This window comes from Paraburkholderia ribeironis, assembly GCF_900019265.1.
Taxonomy (GTDB): domain Bacteria; phylum Pseudomonadota; class Gammaproteobacteria; order Burkholderiales; family Burkholderiaceae; genus Paraburkholderia; species Paraburkholderia ribeironis.
In genome coordinates this window covers 36,610-55,050 of sequence record NZ_CYGX02000017.1, presented here as the reverse complement: position 1 = coordinate 55,050, position 18,441 = coordinate 36,610, and the positions used below count along the sequence as shown (strand labels likewise).

General features: G+C 59.6%; 17 protein-coding genes and 2 pseudogenes. 3 read left to right on the top strand and 16 right to left on the bottom strand.

Annotated elements, in window-relative coordinates:
* Positions 1-136 precede the first annotated feature (136 nt).
* From BN2475_RS09005 to BN2475_RS08975, 6 genes and pseudogenes are all read right to left on the bottom strand, one after another.
* Positions 137-742 (bottom strand): reverse transcriptase domain-containing protein, encoded by a 606-nt coding sequence (locus BN2475_RS09005; RefSeq protein WP_218023686.1) that lies wholly within the window; start codon positions 740-742, stop codon positions 137-139.
* A gap of 220 nt (positions 743-962) precedes the next feature.
* Positions 963-2,441 (bottom strand): group II intron reverse transcriptase/maturase, encoded by a 1,479-nt coding sequence (gene ltrA, locus BN2475_RS09000; protein ID WP_094779191.1) that lies wholly within the window; start codon positions 2,439-2,441, stop codon positions 963-965.
* Between the two features lie 1,188 nt (positions 2,442-3,629).
* Positions 3,630-4,976 carry an AAA family ATPase gene (locus BN2475_RS08985; RefSeq protein WP_094779189.1) on the bottom strand — a complete coding sequence of 449 codons (1,347 nt, stop codon included), beginning with the start codon at positions 4,974-4,976 and terminating at the stop codon, positions 3,630-3,632.
* Positions 4,977-4,978: 2 nt separating this feature from the next.
* Entirely contained in the window at positions 4,979-5,965 is a 987-nt protein-coding gene (locus BN2475_RS08980; RefSeq protein WP_094779188.1) for a reverse transcriptase domain-containing protein, read from the bottom strand.
* Positions 5,966-6,714: 749 nt separating this feature from the next.
* Positions 6,715-6,894: pseudogene (locus BN2475_RS36690) on the bottom strand (CppA family protein); the annotation flags it as partial.
* A 161-nt stretch (positions 6,895-7,055) separates the two neighbouring features.
* Entirely contained in the window at positions 7,056-7,367 is a 312-nt protein-coding gene (locus BN2475_RS08975; RefSeq protein ID WP_159444540.1) for an LPD7 domain-containing protein, read from the bottom strand.
* 203 nt (positions 7,368-7,570) lie between these two features.
* On the opposite strand from BN2475_RS08975, the gene BN2475_RS08970 reads away from it, so the two are divergent.
* Positions 7,571-7,792: a hypothetical protein gene (locus BN2475_RS08970; protein WP_094779187.1), complete on the top strand. Its 222-nt coding sequence runs from the start codon at positions 7,571-7,573 to the stop codon at positions 7,790-7,792.
* A gap of 756 nt (positions 7,793-8,548) precedes the next feature.
* Here BN2475_RS08970 and BN2475_RS34225 read toward each other — a convergent pair.
* Positions 8,549-8,686 (bottom strand): hypothetical protein, encoded by a 138-nt coding sequence (locus BN2475_RS34225; RefSeq protein WP_159444538.1) that lies wholly within the window; start codon positions 8,684-8,686, stop codon positions 8,549-8,551.
* Positions 8,687-8,748: 62 nt separating this feature from the next.
* On the opposite strand from BN2475_RS34225, the gene BN2475_RS08965 reads away from it, so the two are divergent.
* Positions 8,749-9,264: a hypothetical protein gene (locus BN2475_RS08965; RefSeq protein ID WP_094779186.1), complete on the top strand. Its 516-nt coding sequence runs from the start codon at positions 8,749-8,751 to the stop codon at positions 9,262-9,264.
* Positions 9,265-9,648: 384 nt separating this feature from the next.
* A pseudogene (locus BN2475_RS35400) lies at positions 9,649-9,768 on the top strand (ATP-binding protein); the annotation flags it as partial.
* Between the two features lie 149 nt (positions 9,769-9,917).
* On the opposite strand, the gene BN2475_RS08960 reads toward BN2475_RS35400, so the two are convergent.
* The 9 genes from BN2475_RS08960 to virB11 form a co-directional block, all read right to left on the bottom strand.
* Positions 9,918-10,898 (bottom strand): hypothetical protein, encoded by a 981-nt coding sequence (locus tag BN2475_RS08960; protein WP_245841224.1) that lies wholly within the window; start codon positions 10,896-10,898, stop codon positions 9,918-9,920.
* Between the two features lie 388 nt (positions 10,899-11,286).
* On the bottom strand, positions 11,287-11,784 hold the full coding sequence (locus BN2475_RS08955) for a hypothetical protein (RefSeq protein ID WP_245841223.1): 498 nt from the start codon (positions 11,782-11,784) through the stop codon (positions 11,287-11,289).
* The gene (locus BN2475_RS34220) at positions 11,774-12,097 is read right to left on the bottom strand and encodes a killer protein (RefSeq protein ID WP_094779184.1); all 324 of its coding nucleotides are present in this window, start codon (positions 12,095-12,097) and stop codon (positions 11,774-11,776) included. Before BN2475_RS34220 ends, BN2475_RS08955 begins: the two co-directional genes overlap by 11 nt.
* A 10-nt stretch (positions 12,098-12,107) precedes the next feature.
* Positions 12,108-12,524, bottom strand: a complete 417-nt coding sequence (locus tag BN2475_RS08945) for a hypothetical protein (RefSeq protein WP_245841221.1) — start codon at positions 12,522-12,524, stop codon at positions 12,108-12,110.
* A 32-nt stretch (positions 12,525-12,556) separates the two neighbouring features.
* Positions 12,557-13,267 carry a StbB family protein gene (gene stbB, locus BN2475_RS08940; RefSeq protein WP_094779182.1) on the bottom strand — a complete coding sequence of 237 codons (711 nt, stop codon included), beginning with the start codon at positions 13,265-13,267 and terminating at the stop codon, positions 12,557-12,559.
* 66 nt (positions 13,268-13,333) lie between these two features.
* Positions 13,334-15,004, bottom strand: coding sequence for an LPD7 domain-containing protein (locus BN2475_RS08935; RefSeq protein WP_094779181.1), 1,671 nt, complete (start codon positions 15,002-15,004; stop codon positions 13,334-13,336).
* Positions 15,001-16,770 carry a type IV secretory system conjugative DNA transfer family protein gene (locus tag BN2475_RS08930; protein ID WP_094779180.1) on the bottom strand — a complete coding sequence of 590 codons (1,770 nt, stop codon included), beginning with the start codon at positions 16,768-16,770 and terminating at the stop codon, positions 15,001-15,003. Before BN2475_RS08930 ends, BN2475_RS08935 begins: the two co-directional genes overlap by 4 nt.
* A 136-nt stretch (positions 16,771-16,906) precedes the next feature.
* Entirely contained in the window at positions 16,907-17,260 is a 354-nt protein-coding gene (locus BN2475_RS08925; protein WP_094779179.1) for a hypothetical protein, read from the bottom strand.
* Positions 17,261-17,353: 93 nt separating this feature from the next.
* Positions 17,354-18,391, bottom strand: a complete 1,038-nt coding sequence (gene virB11 / locus BN2475_RS08920) for a P-type DNA transfer ATPase VirB11 (protein WP_094779178.1) — start codon at positions 18,389-18,391, stop codon at positions 17,354-17,356.
* Between the last annotated feature and the right edge of the window lie 50 nt (positions 18,392-18,441).

Genomic DNA, 18,441 nt, shown 5'->3' with positions numbered 1-18,441 from the left:
TGTCATCGATTGGACCCCCTGTTAGCGGGAGCAACGGCCTCAAGCACGAGAACCGCATCAATGGCAGGACATTCTCTGGACCATGGCGCCAGACACTCCCTCAATATGCGAAGGCCCCATCTTACCCACGAGTTTGCTATGTTGTTGTCGGGGCTATCACCCCACCCTGAGGTGTACCTCGCGCTCGTGGCAGTCTCGTCCCATCTGCAGTCTCGAACGGCGCAGTCAGCCATCGCTCGATATACAGCAGAAGCCAGTCCACCTTGATGTGCTTGCGTACCGCCTTTAGCAGGAGGTCATGATCGATCTGATCGAACGCCGCCTTGATGTCAAACTCAACAACCCAGTCATACTGCCAGCAACGCTTGCGCGTCACCGCAATCGCCTGTTTTGCCGATTTTCCCGGCCTGTATCCATAGGAATCCGGATGGAACAACGGATCCAGTACCGGTTCTATCATGAGCTTGGCCACAGCCTGGGCGATTCGATCCGACACGGTGGGCACGCCCAGCTTTCTGGTACCGCCCGTGGCCTTGGGTATCTCAACCTGCTTCACCGGCGGCGGGAAATACGACCCCGACGACATCCGGTTCCACAGCTTGTACAGATTGCCCGACAGGTTCTGCTCGAACATGGCGATCGTTTCATCGTCCACGCCTGCTGCACCCCGGTTGGCCCTCACCAGCTGATACGCTTCCCAGACCGTGCGCTTCGCAATGCTGTACGGTTTCGTTGAGGTCATGTCACTCATCCCCACAGCGCAGGTTGGTGACCTTCGTCAACAGGATAACGCCGCCCCTTCGCTCCCCCTTCATTACAAAGGCTTCAACACTACTACGGGCGGCTCCGCCCCTCACTCCGGCATCGGTATTCATCCTCATGGTGTCTGATCGCGGTAGTGATACCCGTTACCGGGCACCCCCCGCACAGATCCGTACGTGCCCAATTCGGGCATACGGCTCCTACCTCGAGTGTTTGACGGCAAAGCGCTGGTTCGGCCACGGATGAAGTATGCGGGGACGCGGGAGCCATGTATCTGCGATTCGCGTCATTTGCGCCCAGGATGGGCGATCCTTCTGGCTGCGACGCCGCAGCGCGCGCAGCCACCGGGTTCGAACGTGATGGCGGAAAGCGTGAAGCGCCCGGAAGTTTGTGGGCACTGCATGATATGCAAAGTACCCCTGAACGACCTGCTTGAGCCATTTCCCCTGCTCTGGAATCGAATCGTGCCAGCGCCTTCGGAGATCATCCTTGATCTGCCTGAGCTTCGCCCGCATGCGATCTCCACGGCTCTTCCGCTGTAGCTGGAATGCACCGCGGCGTGAGCGCCCACAGATGAAGATGAAACCCAGGAAGGTGAACGTCTCTGGCCGGGGAAGACCTAGCCGCTGCCGCCGGGCCGCCGCATAGCGGCCGAACTCCAGCAGCCTTGTCTTCTCCGGGTGTAGCGTAAGCTCGAACTTTTCCAGCCTCGCTCGCATCGCGTCCCAGAAGCGCCTCGCGTCAGCTTCATGCTCGAAGCCGACCACGATATCATCCGCGTACCGCGAGATGATCACGTTGCCTTTGGCCTCCAGCCGTCGCCACCGTTGAGCCCAGAGATCGAAAGCGTAGTGCAGGTACACGTTCGCGAGCAGCGGCGACGCTACTGCCCCTTGCGGTGTACCGGTTTCACTGACGCTAAGTTCTCCATCTTCCAGAACACCCGCCCTGAGCCACTTGCGCACAAGACGGATGATGCGTTGGTCGCCAATCCGGTGTTCCAGAAAACGGACCAGCCATTCCTGACTGAGGCCGTCAAAGAAGTTCCGTATATCGGCGTCCAGTATCCAGTTCACTTGGGTGCGATCGATGGCCACTGATAACGCATCCATCGCATCGTGCTGACTGCGCCCGGGCCGAAACCCATACGAGAAGCCAAGGAAGTCTTCTTCGTAGATAGCGTTGAGAACGTCGACCACCGCGCGCTGGGTGATTTTATCCTCCAGCGCGGCAATTCCCAGCGGGCGCTGCTTGCCATCCGGCTTCCGTATGTACTGTCGCCGAACGGGCAGCGCCCGATACGCGCCGCTTTGTACCTGTTTGTGCAGACGCTGGAGGTTATCTTCCAGCCCTGCTTCGAAGTACTGCCATGTCATACCGTCCACTCCGGGAGCCGCCTTGCGTTTGAGCGCATGGAATGACTCTCGCAACCGGTCGATGGTGACATGGTGCAGCAGCGCAGTGAACCGCTCCTTCTTTCGCTGCCTTGCAGCCTGCCGTACACGTTCCAGCCCGTGTGACACGCTTCCCCGGTCCTGTGCCCGGCACGTGTTGAACTGACCCGCGTTCCCCTTGGTCCCCGCCCTTGGCTCCACCCACTCCGCAGCCGGTTTCCCGGCGTTGTTCGCGGGCTTCGTCGCTACTACGGCGGAGTCTGACTTCTCCCATCCGTTCATCATCGGCTTCGGCTCCTCGCCTTCCCGATGCGGACCTGCCAATGTTGCGACAGGCCAGACGAGAGATCTCCCGGTTCCCGCGCAAGGAGCGTCCGTGCATGCCAGGGTCTGCGACCGCGCCAGGTCGTCGAGGCGCTCGCGATGGCGCGCCCCTCCGTGTTGCCTTCCGCCAAATAGACGACGTCGGCACCCGGGACGTTAAAGATATCGCGGCTCAATGGCTGGCCTGCACGCTCCCCTACCGACGCTTCGCCGACATCCTCGCGGACGCCAGCGCACGGCTTGGGGCCGATGTGGTTCGCTACGCCTTCATCGTAATGGACTTTCACCATCTACTCCTTGCCGGTCTCCCGGCGCACCCATTTGTCTTTTCCCTTTCCATCCGGAGCAAGGTTCTCACGTTCCGTACCAAAGCCTGTATTGAGTTCATGCCGCCTTTACACCGGCTGCCATCGGGTCCGTAATCAGGTGTCGTCCCGACTGATCCTGGAGTAAACTTACGACTCCAGTTTTGACAGCGCTTTAGATAAGTTTTCTTCTCTTAATACTACCTGTTGCCCAGCCGGCAAGTGTGAGGGGCTATGCAGCGGTCGAAATTCGTTGTCACAAGTCGAACGCGACCGTCGGGAGTGCGGGACAGGTCGAGCAACGTCCGATGCGCATCAAGCCGACAACCCGGTTCAGGCTTCAACGCCACCGCAACCGCCACGGCTTCGCGCACATCTCTCACATCAAACTCGCGCTCAAGCATCCCGAAAACGCGGTCAAACGCAACCAGATTTTCTGACTTCGTCGCTCTTTTCGCCGGCATTTCCTGTGTCTAAGAGACATACGCGTCGGCCCGTCTGACACCGCTCCCAGCGAAGACAATACGTTTCCTGACAGCGTTACCGAAGTCGGGAAGCCCGGCTTGAGCGAGCGAGACGCCGGCACCACAAAAAACAAGATGTTGCCCGCGTCACGCGCTAGCAGCAGTTCGTCCGGGATCGACGGCCCATGCTCCAAAAAGCGCATCAATATTCCCGCGACGTATTTTCAATGAAAGGGGTATGCTTCCCGATCATCACTGGATAGCCACTCATGATGGTCCGGTGACAGCGTGGCGAACTCGCAAAGTAACGCCGCACTGCGGCTTAGGTGCGTTGCGTCGGTTTTTTCGACGGATTGTTTCCATAGCGCCTCGCTGGGTAGTCAGTCTGCATTAAGGAAGGTGTCTAGTCGGTGGATCAACTCGTTCAGTTTGTCGGCGTATGTGACGCAAAGATGCTCAAATAATTCGACGGTCGAATAAAGTTTGGCCTTCTGCAGGGCGTGGACCAAGCCCTTGCCGTCAGGCTTGGACACGTCGCCTTTCCAGCTGTCGGGTAGTAGTGCGAGCTTTTTATCTGAATAATCAATAAAAATCTGCTTTTCGACGCTGGGAAACGGCAGCAGAAGTACTCCTTCCTTTGCCCTCTGCAAATACTTTTCTTGATGCTGGTCACCATCAAGAACAGTAATTACCTTGGCAGTATCGGAAAAAAATCTTTCCGTCACGTTGCGAAGCATGAGATCGACCGTATTTGAACCACCGCCTACGTGAACGATCTTGTAGGTGAAGAATGCCTTCTTGATATGCTTCGCGATGGCGTGTTCGACAAAATTTTTCAAGGTCAGATCTTCAGTAAGAATATACCGGTCCCAGCCTGAAAATCCGAACAGTATACTGCGCACATAGTTATACGACGCGAGTCTGGTGTCGACTACTCCCTCTTCGTTACCCACGTACAGCAGTTCGGTCGACTCCAGCATACGCATCATCGCCAACGAGTGAGTGGTGAATACGATGCTCACGTGATATTGCTGACAGAAACGACGAAGATTGCCGACGAGGTGTACCTGAGCGGCAGCGTCAAGCGAGATATCAATTTCGTCAATGGCGATCAGCTTCTTTCTGTTTTTGATTTTCCGATACAGGCTGATCACGAAGTACTCACCGGAGCTGAAATAGTCCTCCCTAATGTAACGGCTATCTTCCTTGATCAAGCAGTAGTACGACCGCCCCTTGATCCGTATTTCCCTTAGATTGTCGAATCGGCGGGAGCCGTAGATATCCGATAAGAATTCGATCAGCTCGTTCGGCGTGCTGTAATTCTGCAGGACTACATTCTGGCGTATTTCTGCGTCGTGATTGCTGATTGTCTGGAAGTAGTTGAACCGTTCCCCGTAGGGCATCGGGAGTTCGACATCGATCTCTTCGCGTAGCGTCGACGGAACGGGTGTCCGGCTGTTGAGGCTCCGAATATTTGCATCATACGTATAGACGAACTCTTGGTCCCCGTATTTGTACGCGACCCGGCTATCAACCGAAAAGATGCTGCTATCAGAAGTCTTGATGTAAGTGTCGGCCACGCGAAGGTTTCGCAACGCCTTGACAAGAGACGTCTTTCCCACACCGTTCCGGCCTACTATACAGAACAGCTGGTTGCTGTCGAAGGGTATAGCAACATTCGCACTCACGATGTGCTGCACATTTTCGATCTGGACAAGCAACTCCATCGTCACTTATCCTTCTTTGAATCTGTTCTTTTCGGCTGGTGAACCAGGGTGTCAACGACAGTGACGCCATACTTCCGCCGGAGTTTGTCGAGGTAACCTTGGTCCACCGTGTTGGCGTAATTCAGCAGTCCAGACAATGTCTCGGCACTCTCAACGAGATCGGCTTTCATGACCTCCTGCAGCGCCAACTGATTTCGCACGTATAGGTGGAGAAGCGTTTCGATCCGATTCTTGACCTTGGCATCAAGTGTTACCACACCGTTTGGTAGGACCACCATCCCGAGTATCTTGATTTTTCGCCCGGTGCTGCTGATTTTCGTCTTTCGTTCATTCAGCCGCATTTCAGGCAAGTTGCACCGGCACAGCAGATCCTGTATCACCGCGTCCAGCGCAAGAAGTGGCGCCTTCTCCTGCGACGAAACCGTAATATCGTCCGAGTAACGGGTATAGATGAGACCGTTGCGCAAGCAGTGGGCCGCAAATGCATCGTCGAACGGCAGAAGCGCGGTGTTGCTGATCACCGGTGAGGTAGAAAAACCGATCGGAAGCGTTCCGTCAATGGTGACAAGATCGATGATTCGGTCGAGATAGTCTCCAAGGTCCTCTACCGGCGTTTGCGCCTCGTCTCTCAGAATTGACCGTCTAACGATATCTGCAGTGATGCTCGGAAAGAAGCTAGAAATGTCCGCCTGGTAGAAGTGTCGACTGCTTGCATGGCTGCGCACGGCGTCCGCGGCGTTCGTGCCCTTCCGGTAGGAAAAGACCACGGCTGTATTCACCGACAGGTAATTGAAGACGAAAAGGTTTAGGAAGGAATGGTACTTTCGCAACACCTTGTCCGGCACGAAGACATCTCGCTTTTTTCCGGCGTCGTCCGTAATCTGCCTTGCCGAGAGATGTCGGCCGATGTCACCCGTCGCGAAGTCCGCGAAGCTCTGTTTGTTGTGATACATCGCGTCGAACAGGAACTGCAACGGTTTCTTGGTCATCTTCAGGTATCGCCGGAACGGTCATCTGGAAACGCAGGGTCCGGAAATCGCAGACCATAGCATGACATCTCGTAGACAGACACGCAGGTGATCCGCCAGTCAGAGTAAAGGGGGAAGGGAAGACGGCGAACCGGACTGACCGGGAGGCCCATACGAAATGGGCGACTCCTTGTCATCAAGGAATCGCCCACACGTAAATGGATGCAGACCCGGTAGAGGCCAGACATATGACCGGAGAATGCTCCTGGTCGCTGACATAACCTTATTGTATGAAAAGCGGCGGATGCAGGCAAGTGAACATACTTGCTTCGGCGTTCCGTGGGATACGCGTGCCAATGCCCCCTGATCGCTAGATCATAAGAGCGAACCGGCTGGCAGAGGGCCACGCTTAACCGACACAGCACCGGGCTCCTGGTGGTCACGCACGGCGCGACGGGCGGTTGGCAGGGATCGGGGCGGGAGCGCGAGGGCGACTAGTTCGAGGCGATCGGCCATACAGGCTGAAGGAGTGCGGACGACATGATCCTGCCGGAAACGGCGCTGCACGGCAACGTTCCCCGCGACCAACGCCTTTGAAGACGGACTCGCGGTGTCGCCACCTTCAAGATATCGGATGCGCATGACCGTTAGTTGCAGTAATGTGGATCGTTGCCGCCTTAGCGAAAGCCACGTCGCACGAAGTGAAATTGGCGCTTGCCAATTAACCGAACCCTGTATAAATTAACAGTACTGTATTTAAATACAGTACTTCGTGCTACCGAAAACTCTGGGGTTCTAACACCCAGGGGTCTGCAGACGGTCGAGAGATAAGGTTTGCCTGGTCCCGCCCATTGCTCGACAACGATGGCGATTGCCGCATCTCCGACATGCCTTCGAAGCCACTCAAGCGTTCGCCGGTCTTTCTCGTTGTAGACCCTGACTAGATGCTCGTTGGCACGCGTCTTCTCCGATCGCGGAAAAGTCCTTGGCTACCCTGCGAAGGATCCTTGCTGCTCGAGCGGCACCCGCAAAACTGGTCGCTGGCTGGTAGGCCGCGCCCTCCCCCGATGCTTGAAAGCCGGTTCATTGTTGTTCTCTAAGGTTCGGTGGTTCACCGTTCAACATCGGGCTCGCTGTCCGGTGGGTCCGGATCAGCGTGCGAGCCGCCATCCTGATCTGGACGGGATAGATCGCCCTCAGCATGTGGCTGCGGATTACGCACGACGTCGCGCAGTTCGTCGCGCTCCCATCCCTCGCGCCCGCGCTGCGCCGTCCGGCGCTCCTGTGCCTCGGCATCGAGTTCGGCACGCCGCAACTGCCGGATGTGCTCGAGCTCCGGCTGTTCGAACACGACATGTACTCGCAGCTCGGCTGCCGCTAGCGCAGCGGCCGCCTGGAAATCCTCGGGCCCGGTGAGGGACAGCGTCGAGCCGTATTTCTGCTGGCGTAGGACGTAATAATTCTGTCACCGCCCCTTCACCCTAGCCACGGGCCAAAGGGCGGCCTTGTTGACACTTTCATTTCCCTTCGAATCGGCATAAAAGTGTCAACTCGCATATGTCCGTATTAATTTTGTCAACTTGCCTCCTACACTTCGAATCCCGTCGGTAGGAGGTTTGTCTCAAGGTGAATAACCTTCACGTAGCCAAGCCCATCGCGCTTGGCCGGCCGCGCGGCGCACACCAATTCGAAGCCTTCAGCCCCAAGCTCGCGCGCAGCGTCATATTCTACCGGCGAGAGTCGCTCGAACAATGGTTACTGCTCGACGAGAATGCGAACGTGATCACCTTCTGCAAGCGTCCGGGCTATGGGCTGATCAACGCACGCTACGTTGATCGCGATGAGTAGGTTGTACTAAGCGAATCGTTTTTGGGATCCGATGCAGACAGGTCACGCTCCGCGCCGCTGGCGCCGCTGGCGCCGCTGGGGTCCGCTTTGTCGTATCGGCTGAGCTCGTTGCGGCGCGTGCGTAGACGGACTGAAGTTGACCCGGTTCGACGGACGGATTTGCAGTCAGCAATTTGATGTGATTCAGCCTCCGTTAGGCCCACCGGCGCTTCAGCGCCCCCCTTGTGTAAGTAGTGAGCCCATTCACCAGTTCGTAAGGCAACGCAAGCCGGCCGGACGGGGCGCGACGTCAGCTGTTGGTCCCCGTGTTTGTCTGGTGATTCGGCCTAGGTATCCTATCCTGACAGCGGTTCGTCGTTCTTTTTCGGAACGAGATTGCGGTGAGTCACACGTGGACGATCCGGGGGCCCTCGAAAACGCAACGTTCGCCGAAAAGAGGCCCCGACTTGCAAAGACAAGCTACCCGTCGGGCGTCGCTCCTCTACAGCGACCTTGAACAAAAGGTGGGGCTAGTCGTTTTATAAGAGGGTGTAGTTGTGATGTCGGCGTTCGCTGTTTGGGACCCCGACTTTTCCGAACAGACACGAGGATGAGAGACGCAGCGCAGAAACTGGCAACGTGATCCGACGTGGGGAAGAATCATGACCCGGAGAGATTGGGTAGTGGCGGTTGTAAGCGGCCTTGGGGCTAGCCTTGTGGCCCTCCTGATGTTGGTCTCGATCAACTGGGATCGCGCACAGCAGCCACTAGCGCCTGTCAGGGAACCCGCATCGGACGCAGCCGCAGCCGCATCAGACGCAGCCGCACCCGTATCGGACGCCGCGGCGTCAGCATCAGCGCAAGCGCCTGATACGGGAGCGGCAGCACCAAAACCGACACCAACTGCGCCAACATCCCCTCCGGTCACAGCTCCCTCTCCTTCTATCTTTTCGGCAGTCGACGAAGCGATCGCGAAGATGCAAAGTGGCAACATCGCTTTCAATTCGCCCAGCCCAATAAACATTGACGATAGCGCCAAAGTAGAGTTGCGCCTCGATCTACACCAGTCACCCACCGAGCTCGCCAAATCAATCACCGCGCCCGGCACAGTCGAGACCGACGCGATCAAGGTTTCGAATCGCATGACTGCACATCTGTCCGGTCCAGACTTCGATATCACTGCCAACACGCCTGAGACTCAGGCCGTCAGTGGTAACGAGCCAACCACCTGGAGCTGGACCATCAAGCCAAAGAGTGCAGGTCAACACAGTCTCTATCTGAACCTGGACGCAGACTTTCTTCTGGACGGGGCGGTCACCCCCCGGACCATTAGGACATTTGGGAGGACCATCAACGTAACGGTGACAACGAGTCAGCGATTCGCGGACTTTGCTAAAGGGAACTGGCAGTGGTTGTGGGCCACAATTTTGGTTCCCGTCGCGGGTTGGTTGTGGAAGCGCCGACACAGGAACGCTAGCGCGGACGTGACCTGACCCAGAAATGGGAAAATCGAATACCTCAAAGTGGCCTGTTTCGACTGTTGCGGAGTCGGTCACGCGGTCATTCGGACGTCGCTTGTGTGCCCGCCGCTCACATGGTCTGGAATGCCCGCGGATACGAAAATGCTTGGCGCTGATTTCCGACGCCCGCAGGAATGCGATGCCTCAATGTCAGCGCCTGTGCTTACCCGTACCCGTCGCGGCTCCCCTGGAGGCCTTGTGCCTAAGTCAGGAGCCGGGATGCCAGGGCGCATGGCGCCCTGTGTCGCGTGATCGCAGTCCTTATCGGAATGGCCAGTCATCACGGTCAAGGCCATATGACCTAACTCGTGCACCAAAATGTTTTAAACGAACCTGCGATTCTGGTCTTCATAGCCGGGTATCCGCAATGCACAGGATGTCGACACGTGCCTGAATGGTTACGATCAGACTGCATATCCGGAGGGTACTCCCTGGAGCTTCACACGCCTTTACGTGCCCGAGGCGTTTGACGCCGGCTGCCACGCACCCCGTCGTGGCCTTTTACCCACGTGTTGTCTCGCGCTGGCGAGGGTGCGGAAGTTGCCGGCAGGCTCCCTGAAGCGGGGGCGTCCATCAAAAAGATTGGCAGATAACGAGGCGCCGTGAGACGGTCAGACTGGCCTTGTCTACAGTACTCCAGCGAGATGCAGGATCTTTGCAGCGACCCTGCGGAAAAATGCGTCGTCCCGCTCCTTCTGGTCAGCATCGTCGGCAACGCAATGCTCGATCAGGATGCCGCGGCGCTTCATGATTTCCTGAGTACGCGACTTGCGCTCAAGATAGTCAGGATCGTCGGCGCCCATCGTCTCGATGACGACACGGTGCAGCCGTGCCGCAACGCCGACGGCTGTCACCGATCGGAACGTCAATTCGAAGTCGGGGCGGCACCACAGGCTCGGCCCGTCGGTCTGTCTCACCTCCCGGTCAAACAGTGGCTTCCAGAGCGTCACCTCAACGCCGTGCTTTTTTACCCATGCCATGACGCCGAACAGCAATTTCAGCGTGACGCGCTCATAGCGGCTGTCGAGAGGTACGGGTCGCGCAAACGAATACGCATGCTGCGCGAACGCTTCCCGGAAGCGCGCATTGCCGTCGCGATCGCGGTCGACCACGCTGAGCACCCAATACGGCGGCTGCGTCAGTCGCTGATCGCGGCCACCGGCGCGGATACCCTTTTCGGGGCGCACCACACACTCGCCCATGCTGGTTTTCTTGATTGCAACGCCTGCGCGAATCTCGTCGGCAACGAACAGCAGGAGCGCGCTGCGTACCTTCCTTTCCGGCCATGGCAGGGCGTCGATCTCCATCATCTTCTCGTTGAGAGGAGTCCATGGCCTGAAATAGAGCATCTGCGAGAGGCAAAGACGCGGGCTCAGCGCCTGGCCGGCTGCATATGCTTCGAGTCGCTCCCACGATCTGGAATTTTCGTTCAATGCGTCGACGTGCAGCCGTGCAAAGTCGGCGTCCTCAAGAAGCGTGTGCAGGATGCGTCTGAGGCGTGGCAGGCGACGGCCCCTTTCGCTCACGCCGCCCTCTGATCCCGTCGAGCCGCCCGGTCGGGCAGCGCCTTCATTCAGATTGTCCAGATAGTCAAGCGCGTCGGCCACCGGTCTGAGCGGATTGTGCTGGCCTCGCCGCGCGCAACCATCCTCCGGCCCAGCGTTTTCCGGCTCCGGCGTCTGCCGGAACGACGCCAGCGCACAGTGGTGCTCGCCGTACTGGTGCATGCGCACGAAATGCCGCGGGCCGTCTTCACGCACCCGGGCCGTCAGCCGCGGCCGGCCACCGGCTGCGCTGACGCAGTCACACTCGAGCCACAGACGCACATGTCGCCCGTCGTGCATCTCTTCGAGCACGGCTTCCACGAGTCTGACGTCCTCAGGCCGCACTTGCTGTCCTTCGCCGCAGAACCGCCGCACAGCTGCGGCTTCTTCAGCACTCAGATGTCGCCTGACCGTATCGGGGCAATCGCGCTCGATGAGTTCCATGATGCGTTCAACGTGAAGGCCGGACGAGCATCGCGAGGCTGCGCACGCCCAGGAGCGACGTGCCGTGGTCCCGCAACCAGCCATGATTCTGACGGGCGAACGGCGGCGTGGCTACAGTTGTCTGTGTACCCGTGTCCGCAACGACCGGTGACGGTGGCTGCGGCGCGAACGACAGGCGCTCAACGCGGATGATGCGTGATGGAACGCTGCGCACGAGTACAAGACCTCCTTCGACGAGGGCGCAAAGCATGCCGTTTATCGCCGCCATCGGCGTGTCAAATCGCCTGGTCACTTCGCCCGCCTGGTACTCGCGGTCCAACTCCATGGTCTTAAGCAGTTTCGCAGCAGCGAGATGCATCAGATTCAGCTGGAACAGCGCTGGCAGTGCCCTGACGTCGCCGCAGTCCCGCCGCCGTTGCGCGCGATCGCCGCCGGAAGATGGAAAGCCCGGCTGCCGCAGGCCAGGAAATTCGCCGCGCCCTGAGAGAAGCGATTCACGGGCCATTCTCGACGCCGCCGTACCTGGAATTCACCGCGCTCTTCTGATCGCTTCCAACCGAACGGCACTGGTTGAGGTAATCGCCGCGCGCGCTCGACGTGCCGCCCAGATCGAAATGGCCATGGTGATAACGCACGATGGAAAAGTAGTTTGCCTCGTACTGGCTGCAGTCCCGACCGCCATTGCCGCCCTGCATCAGTCCGGCAAGGCAGAGCACTGTCCCGCATGCGTTCTGGTTGTCATCGTCGGCCCGCGCCGGCGTGACACCCGCGAGCGCCGTGCATACCGCTGCGACCAGAAAAGATGTCTGGAATTGCACGGAACGACTCCTATGCGCCTATCATATGCAGCACCACGACCGCGCCGACCGAGAGTGCGGCCGAACCAAGCGCTGCACTGACGACCCATGCTGCAAGCTCGAAGCGGCCAAAACCGCAGCGGTGACCACCTTCGCGCAGCACATCGCGCAACTGTCCCCGCACGCGAGCACTCGCCGCGTCGTATTCGCGCAATGCAAGCTCACCGACGAGCTGGTCGCGCGCCTCAGCAAAATGACCTGCCTCGGCGAGCACGCCAGTGGTCGCTGCGTTAAAGTCCTTGAGGAACTGCTCGTAGCGCGAAGTGAAGCGCAGCAGCGTCAGTTCGCCATCATCCTTGAACTGTTTGCCGCTCGCCTGGAGCAACTGGGTCAGCTCTTTCACGTCACGACGCAGGTGCGACAGCTGGCCGAGCACTTCGCCGATCAATTCCTCGCGGATCGAGTCCTCCGACGCGCCCATCAGCGCACCAGAACCTTGAACACATCATCCAGTTCTGTAGTCACCCGACTCGCAAGACGTTTGAGTGCGACCATCTGTCGGATGTGTGCTTTTTCGGCTTCCGATGCCCCGTTTTCCATTGCCTCGGCGTTCAGCGCGACATAGTCGCGCGGGTCATCGCGGATTTCGACGATCGACCTGTCGAACCCCTTGATCTTTTCGAAGATCGGGTTCTCGTAGATAACTGCGTCACGATGCATCGAGAAAACGTCACTGCGCGAGTGGAACTCGAACAGCTTCGCGAAGCCGCGGTTGACGTCCTGTTTGCGATCGACCATATTCATGACCAGCCGGATCCTTGTGGCGCGCACGCCCAGCTCAGAAAGCGCACGCAGCGTTGCGATCGTGTCGACCTGCTGCTTGGCGGTCGATACGGCCGGCACGATGAAGAGATCAAAGTCTTCATGCGATCCGTCATAGCTTCGCATCAGACCTACAAAATCTTCGACATTCGACGCGCCCACATCGACGACGGCGTTTTCCAGCCTCATCAGCTGATCCTGCAGCTCATCGAACTGCGACCCGCGCAACGCGCCTTCCTTTTCGCGGTCATCCGAATTGATCGATTCGATCGAGATCACTTCAGCGCCCGGCAGACGCGGTGCGAGCAGATGGTGCGCGACGGTGCTCTTGCCAACGTTGCCCGAGAAATTGATAACGGCAATCTTCATGGTGCAATGTTCCTTACCGGTTGATGGATGTAGCCGCATCACCGCGGCCACGCCAGACGCGTTCAGCTACGGTTCGAGTTCAAAGGGCGGGACTTCATGACCCGCCTCCTGTGTTGGGTGCCCGGTGGTCTCGTGGGCCGGTTGCTGCACAGACTGCGAGAGACCGCGCTGTTCGCGCCCGATCTGTTCACATATGGACTCGATCGTTGCCTCGCTGACCTGCGGCATCGGCACATCGAGCGGCCGGTTCGCTGCTCGCGCCGCGGCCACTGCGCTCTCGAACTCCGCGATCAGCCTCTCCTGCTGCTGCTCGGGCAAATCCTTCATCTCCTCGCGCAGAACCTCTCGTGCGGCCTGTTCCTTGATGCGCTCGCGCGCCGCGTCGAGCGCGGCGCGCTGTTCCTTCGAGTACTGCCAGTTACCGCTCAGGAAGCGCTCGCGCGCTTCGCTTATCTGCCGACGCTCGTCGACTTCCCGACGTGCGCGGGCGAGGGCCTCACGCTGCTCGTGCGTAGCCCGGCCCGGCATGTCCAGCGAGGAAGCCCGCCATTCGTTACGGCGGCTCGTAACAGTCTTTGGCGCGCACTCATTGCCCTGTGCATCGAACTGCCGCTGCCGGGACGTCACAGTCCTGCTGCCGCCTTTTTCGAGTTCGATGTGCTGGCCGACCTGCAGGCCGGCCTCACTGATGGCGCGTTCGAGATCCAGGCCCCATACCGTGCGCTCGCCATTCACGGTGCGCACGGTCGCGTAATAGCTTGGATTCTGTTTGGCGTCGTGGTTGAACGGTGCCGCCCCGTGCGCGATCAGCACGCCCGCAGTCACACCGACTACTGGCTGCTCTTGTGGTGAAGACGGCGACGGCGCCGGAGTTGCAGGCCCCGCGCGGCCGGACTGGTGCGCTCGTTGCCCGGCCGGCGTGTCAGCGATGCGGCCTGCGCCTGCGCTGGCCCGTGCGCGCCGCGCGGGCTTTTCGGGCTCCGCGACGGCGGACTCTTGAGTTGCAGCGCTCTCAACGGTGTTGGTGCGCGCTTCATGCGCATCGCCAGCTTGCTCGCCCGCGCCGATGCGCATGGCCTCGCGCGCTGCTGTCAACATCGCGCGATCCACCTGCTTCGGCTCGAAGCCGCGCGTTGGTACGCTGGCGAGTTCTGCTGCGATCCATGCCTGCCGCCGAAATTCCTCCGTGCCCTTGAGCTGCAGCTCGCTCCAGTTCTTCGCCTTTGCAACTTCCACCATGTGCGCGATCACGCTGCGGTCCTCGCTGGCCGTCGCGAGCGTGCGGCCGGTGTCCTCGAAGTGCACCGTCTCGCTCTTGCGGTCCAGGAATTTCCCGCCATGCGCAACGTACTGGTTGCTGACGGACTTCGGCACGTCGTAGCCGGTTTTCTCGAAGATCGGCTTCGGACGGATGCTGTTTTGCGTTTCGCCGTCTTTCCTGCCGATCAGCCGGCCAGTGCCTTTAGCCCTTTTCACCCCCTCGGCGGCCTGCTCGTCGCGCGATACATCGGGGGTGAGCCGCTGCCGAACCCGTTCGCGATCTGCGGCCCGGATCTTCTTCAGGCGCTCTTCCGTTGCGCTGTCCAGGGGCATTTCCGGATGGCGCGGAACGGCCTTCCCTTCCGGTTCGTTCGCCGGCAGCGTGGTCCGCGCCCGGATGGCCGAAGCGTCGTCGGCGTTGGCCGCACCACGCTCGCGGTGGTCAATCTGGTCGGCCGGGAATTCGATCTCGTTCATGCGACGACTCCTTGTTCAGGCTGAGGATCAGGTTGCGCGGCGCCTTGCGAACCGGGCTGAGCTGCTGTGGCCGCATGAGCACGAGCTGTCGCATCCGGCAGCACCTCACCCAGGTACGGCATCAGCCGGAACAGCGAGGCGCGGATAGTGCCGCGGTTGGCGAAATGGACGGCGGTGAGCACGCCAATTTCGTGCTCCCGGACATCGCGCACGCCGGCGGCCTGCGCTGCGCCCGCTGCAGGCTCCGTCTGCGCGCGACGCACGGCGTTCTGAGAGTGCCACCAGTGCTCGACGTCGATCTGCGGCACTGGCGCACTGAGTTCGCGGGCAACGAATGCGGCGTGCTTCATCTGCTCTTCGTTCGGGAACTTCGGACCGAACCCGAACCAAGCGCGGCGACGGTTGCTCTTTTCGAGACTGGCCATTACCCCCTGCAAATACGGGCTCTGCTGAACCAGGCGGTCGACGAGCTCGGCATCTTCGTAGAAGTACGCCTTTTCGCACAGGATCGGTTCGCAACCGTCGATCGTGATGATCTGCTTGCGGCTGGACAGGGCCCGCAGTTCCTGCGGCAGCATGAGCGGCCGGCCGTGTTCCGTCTCGTTCGTGCTCGTCGACGCGCTGCGGCCGCGACTGCGGCTGCGCGAGCGCGACAGATGCGTGAACGTGCCCAGCATCTTCGAATATTCTTCCGAGTCGTTGAGAGTGCGTGGCGCAAAGAGGCTGCGCATCTTGCAGTTGATCGCAAGCGTTTCCGCACCGTGTCTGCCGTACAGCTTCGGGTCCTCGAGCTGCGACATCCCGTGGAAAATCAGCATGAGCCGCAGGTTGAAGCCGGCGATGAACGCGTTGGCCGTATCGATGATGTCGATCTTGCCGGGCGCCGCAAACTCATCCATCAGCAATGCGCACTGGTATTTCAGATCCGGATTCTCGGCAGGCTGCTCACGCGTGTTCAGATCGATCAGCTGCGAGAAGAAGAGGTTGACGAGCAACGCGCCTGCCTTCAGGTCGCCCGGCTTGATACCGACGTAGACGGACATACGTTTCTTTCGTACGTCGCCCAGATGAAAATCCGATCGGCTCGTCGCTGCATCGACGACCGGATTACTGAACACGTTGAGCGGCGCCGTCATCGTCGACACGATATTGGCGAACGCTTCCTTCGACTGCGATAGAAAGCGGTTGAGCGCATCCAGACACTCGAAGCTGAGGACAGGCAGCGTGCCGGTAGCGTTCGAGCGCGTACTGACGATCGACGAGACGTGCTCGCGGATCGCACGCCCCCTGCCCGAGGCCTGCCGCAACACTTCGCTGAACGTGCACGGCAGCGAGGGCGTTTCGAGAAGGTACAGGACGATCCCGACGAACAGGTTGCGGGCGTTGTCGTTCCAGTACCTCAGGCGCGCGTCGACGTTCGACGGATACAGATGCTCGCCAATCGTCATCACGTCACCTACGCGCGTATACGCGGGCCGCCCGGCGATGTATTCGAGCGGGTTGTACGCGTGCGACCGGCCGTTTTCCGAAAACGGCGACCACAGGTAGACCGCATGACCGCACTTCCTGCGGTAACCGGACGTGTACATGAAGTTCTCTTCCTTGATGTCCTCGACGACGACCGAATCCGGATAGGTGAGAAGATTCGGGATCACCATCGAGACACCCTTGCCCGAGCGCGTGCCGGCGGCGAGCATCAGGAAGTCCTGGCCGCGATACTTCAGGTACTCGCCCTTGTACTTGCCGACGATGAACGGTGGATACATGTAGGACAAGGTGCTTTCCTCCTAGATCATGTGAGGATAACTACGGGTCCCGCAGGTGCAGACAGGTGACGCAGCGCCGGCAAAAAAGGCGTACGTGGCGCTGCCGGTACAGTCAGAGTTGAATCTGGCTGCATGATCACTTCTCCAGCAGCCCAGCCTTCACGATGTCCCGCCGCGTGGCGAAGCGCGCATTGCCGAACTGCGCGATATGCCCGCGCGATTTCACCAACGCAATCGTGATCACGACCACGGGCATACAGCCAATGACGGCTGACAGCAGCGTGCAGACGGACAGGGCCCGTCTGACCTCCGGGACGTCGCCCCAGGCCTGCCAGCAGTCGTACAGCGTAAAGACGCCAACCGCGTCCTGCGGCAGCTTCTGCATCTTCGCGAACAGCAGTCCGCCGAGATACTGACCAAGCGTCACTACGGCGGCCACGATCACCAGCACGACCAGACACGGAATGAGAATGCGGAAAATTTTCGGCATGGTTCGTCCTTCAGTGCGCTGTCGCTTCATGATTGTCACCGTCCAATCTCCTGAGGCGACCGGCGGCCTGGGATGGGGATGCAGCGCGCCTTTTCATGCGATGCCTCCCAGCAGCTGCCATTTGCCCACCGGGTCGTACCAGATCTCCGATAGACGCTTGTCGCGCATGAAAAGTACGAGATCGACGGTTACGCGGACCTGATCCATGATGAACTGCCAGTCGAGCGTCTGACCTACCACGCTCTGCTTGACCAGCGTCGCGATACGGGAGTGCACCGACCTGGCGTCGTTGCAGTGAACGGTCGTAATACCACCGGGCGTACCCGTATTGAGCAGCGCCATGTAGTCCCAGGTTTCGTCGCCACGCAGCTCGGCAAGAAACACGCGGTCGAACTTCATGCGCAGCGTCGAGCGCACCAGTTCCTTTGCCGGCAGCGTATCGCTGAAAAACATGTGCACGCGATTCGGATGCTTCGGAAGCGACAGTTCCGGCGTATCCTCGATCGTGCCGATCCTCTCATCGGACGGCACGAGATCGGACAGTGCCTTGTTGAGCGTCGTCTTGCCGGAGCCCGTGCCGCCGGCGAGCACGATGTTCAGGCGGTTCGCGACGGCGAGCTCGACGAGTCGGGTGACGTTGCGCTCGCGCTTTGCCTCAAGCATTTCCTGCTCGTACGGCGGCAGTTTGAGCGATGCCGGCGCCTCCCGGCACGGCGACATGTCTCGGTGGTCCGCGAACCAGCCGTTGCGCTCGTATTCGCGCACCGAGAACCGCTGGTTCGACGGAATCCGGATGGTGATCGAAATGGTGTCCTGCTCGCACGCCGGTTGCATCAGCACGTGACCGCGCTGGCCGTCGGGAAGGACCACTGGGTGGATTGGCTCCTTCGTCGAGAACTTGCCCCCCTTCATCACCGTCAGGGCATTGGCGAGCTTGAAACAGGCGTCAAGCGTGCAGGCGGGCGCCTCGTGCTGCCTCCAGGCGCCCGATCCCTGTGTCCAAATCTCGCCGGGCCGGTTAATGGCCACTTCGGTCAGGCTGCTGTCAAAGAAACTGGCGATACCCATCTGCCGGAGGAAGCTACGCGCGATGGTCCCCTTTTCGATGACATCGATAACCGCTGAATTCATATGCACTCCTTCCAGTTATGTATGGGGCGAGCTGGCAATAGCCGCACCGA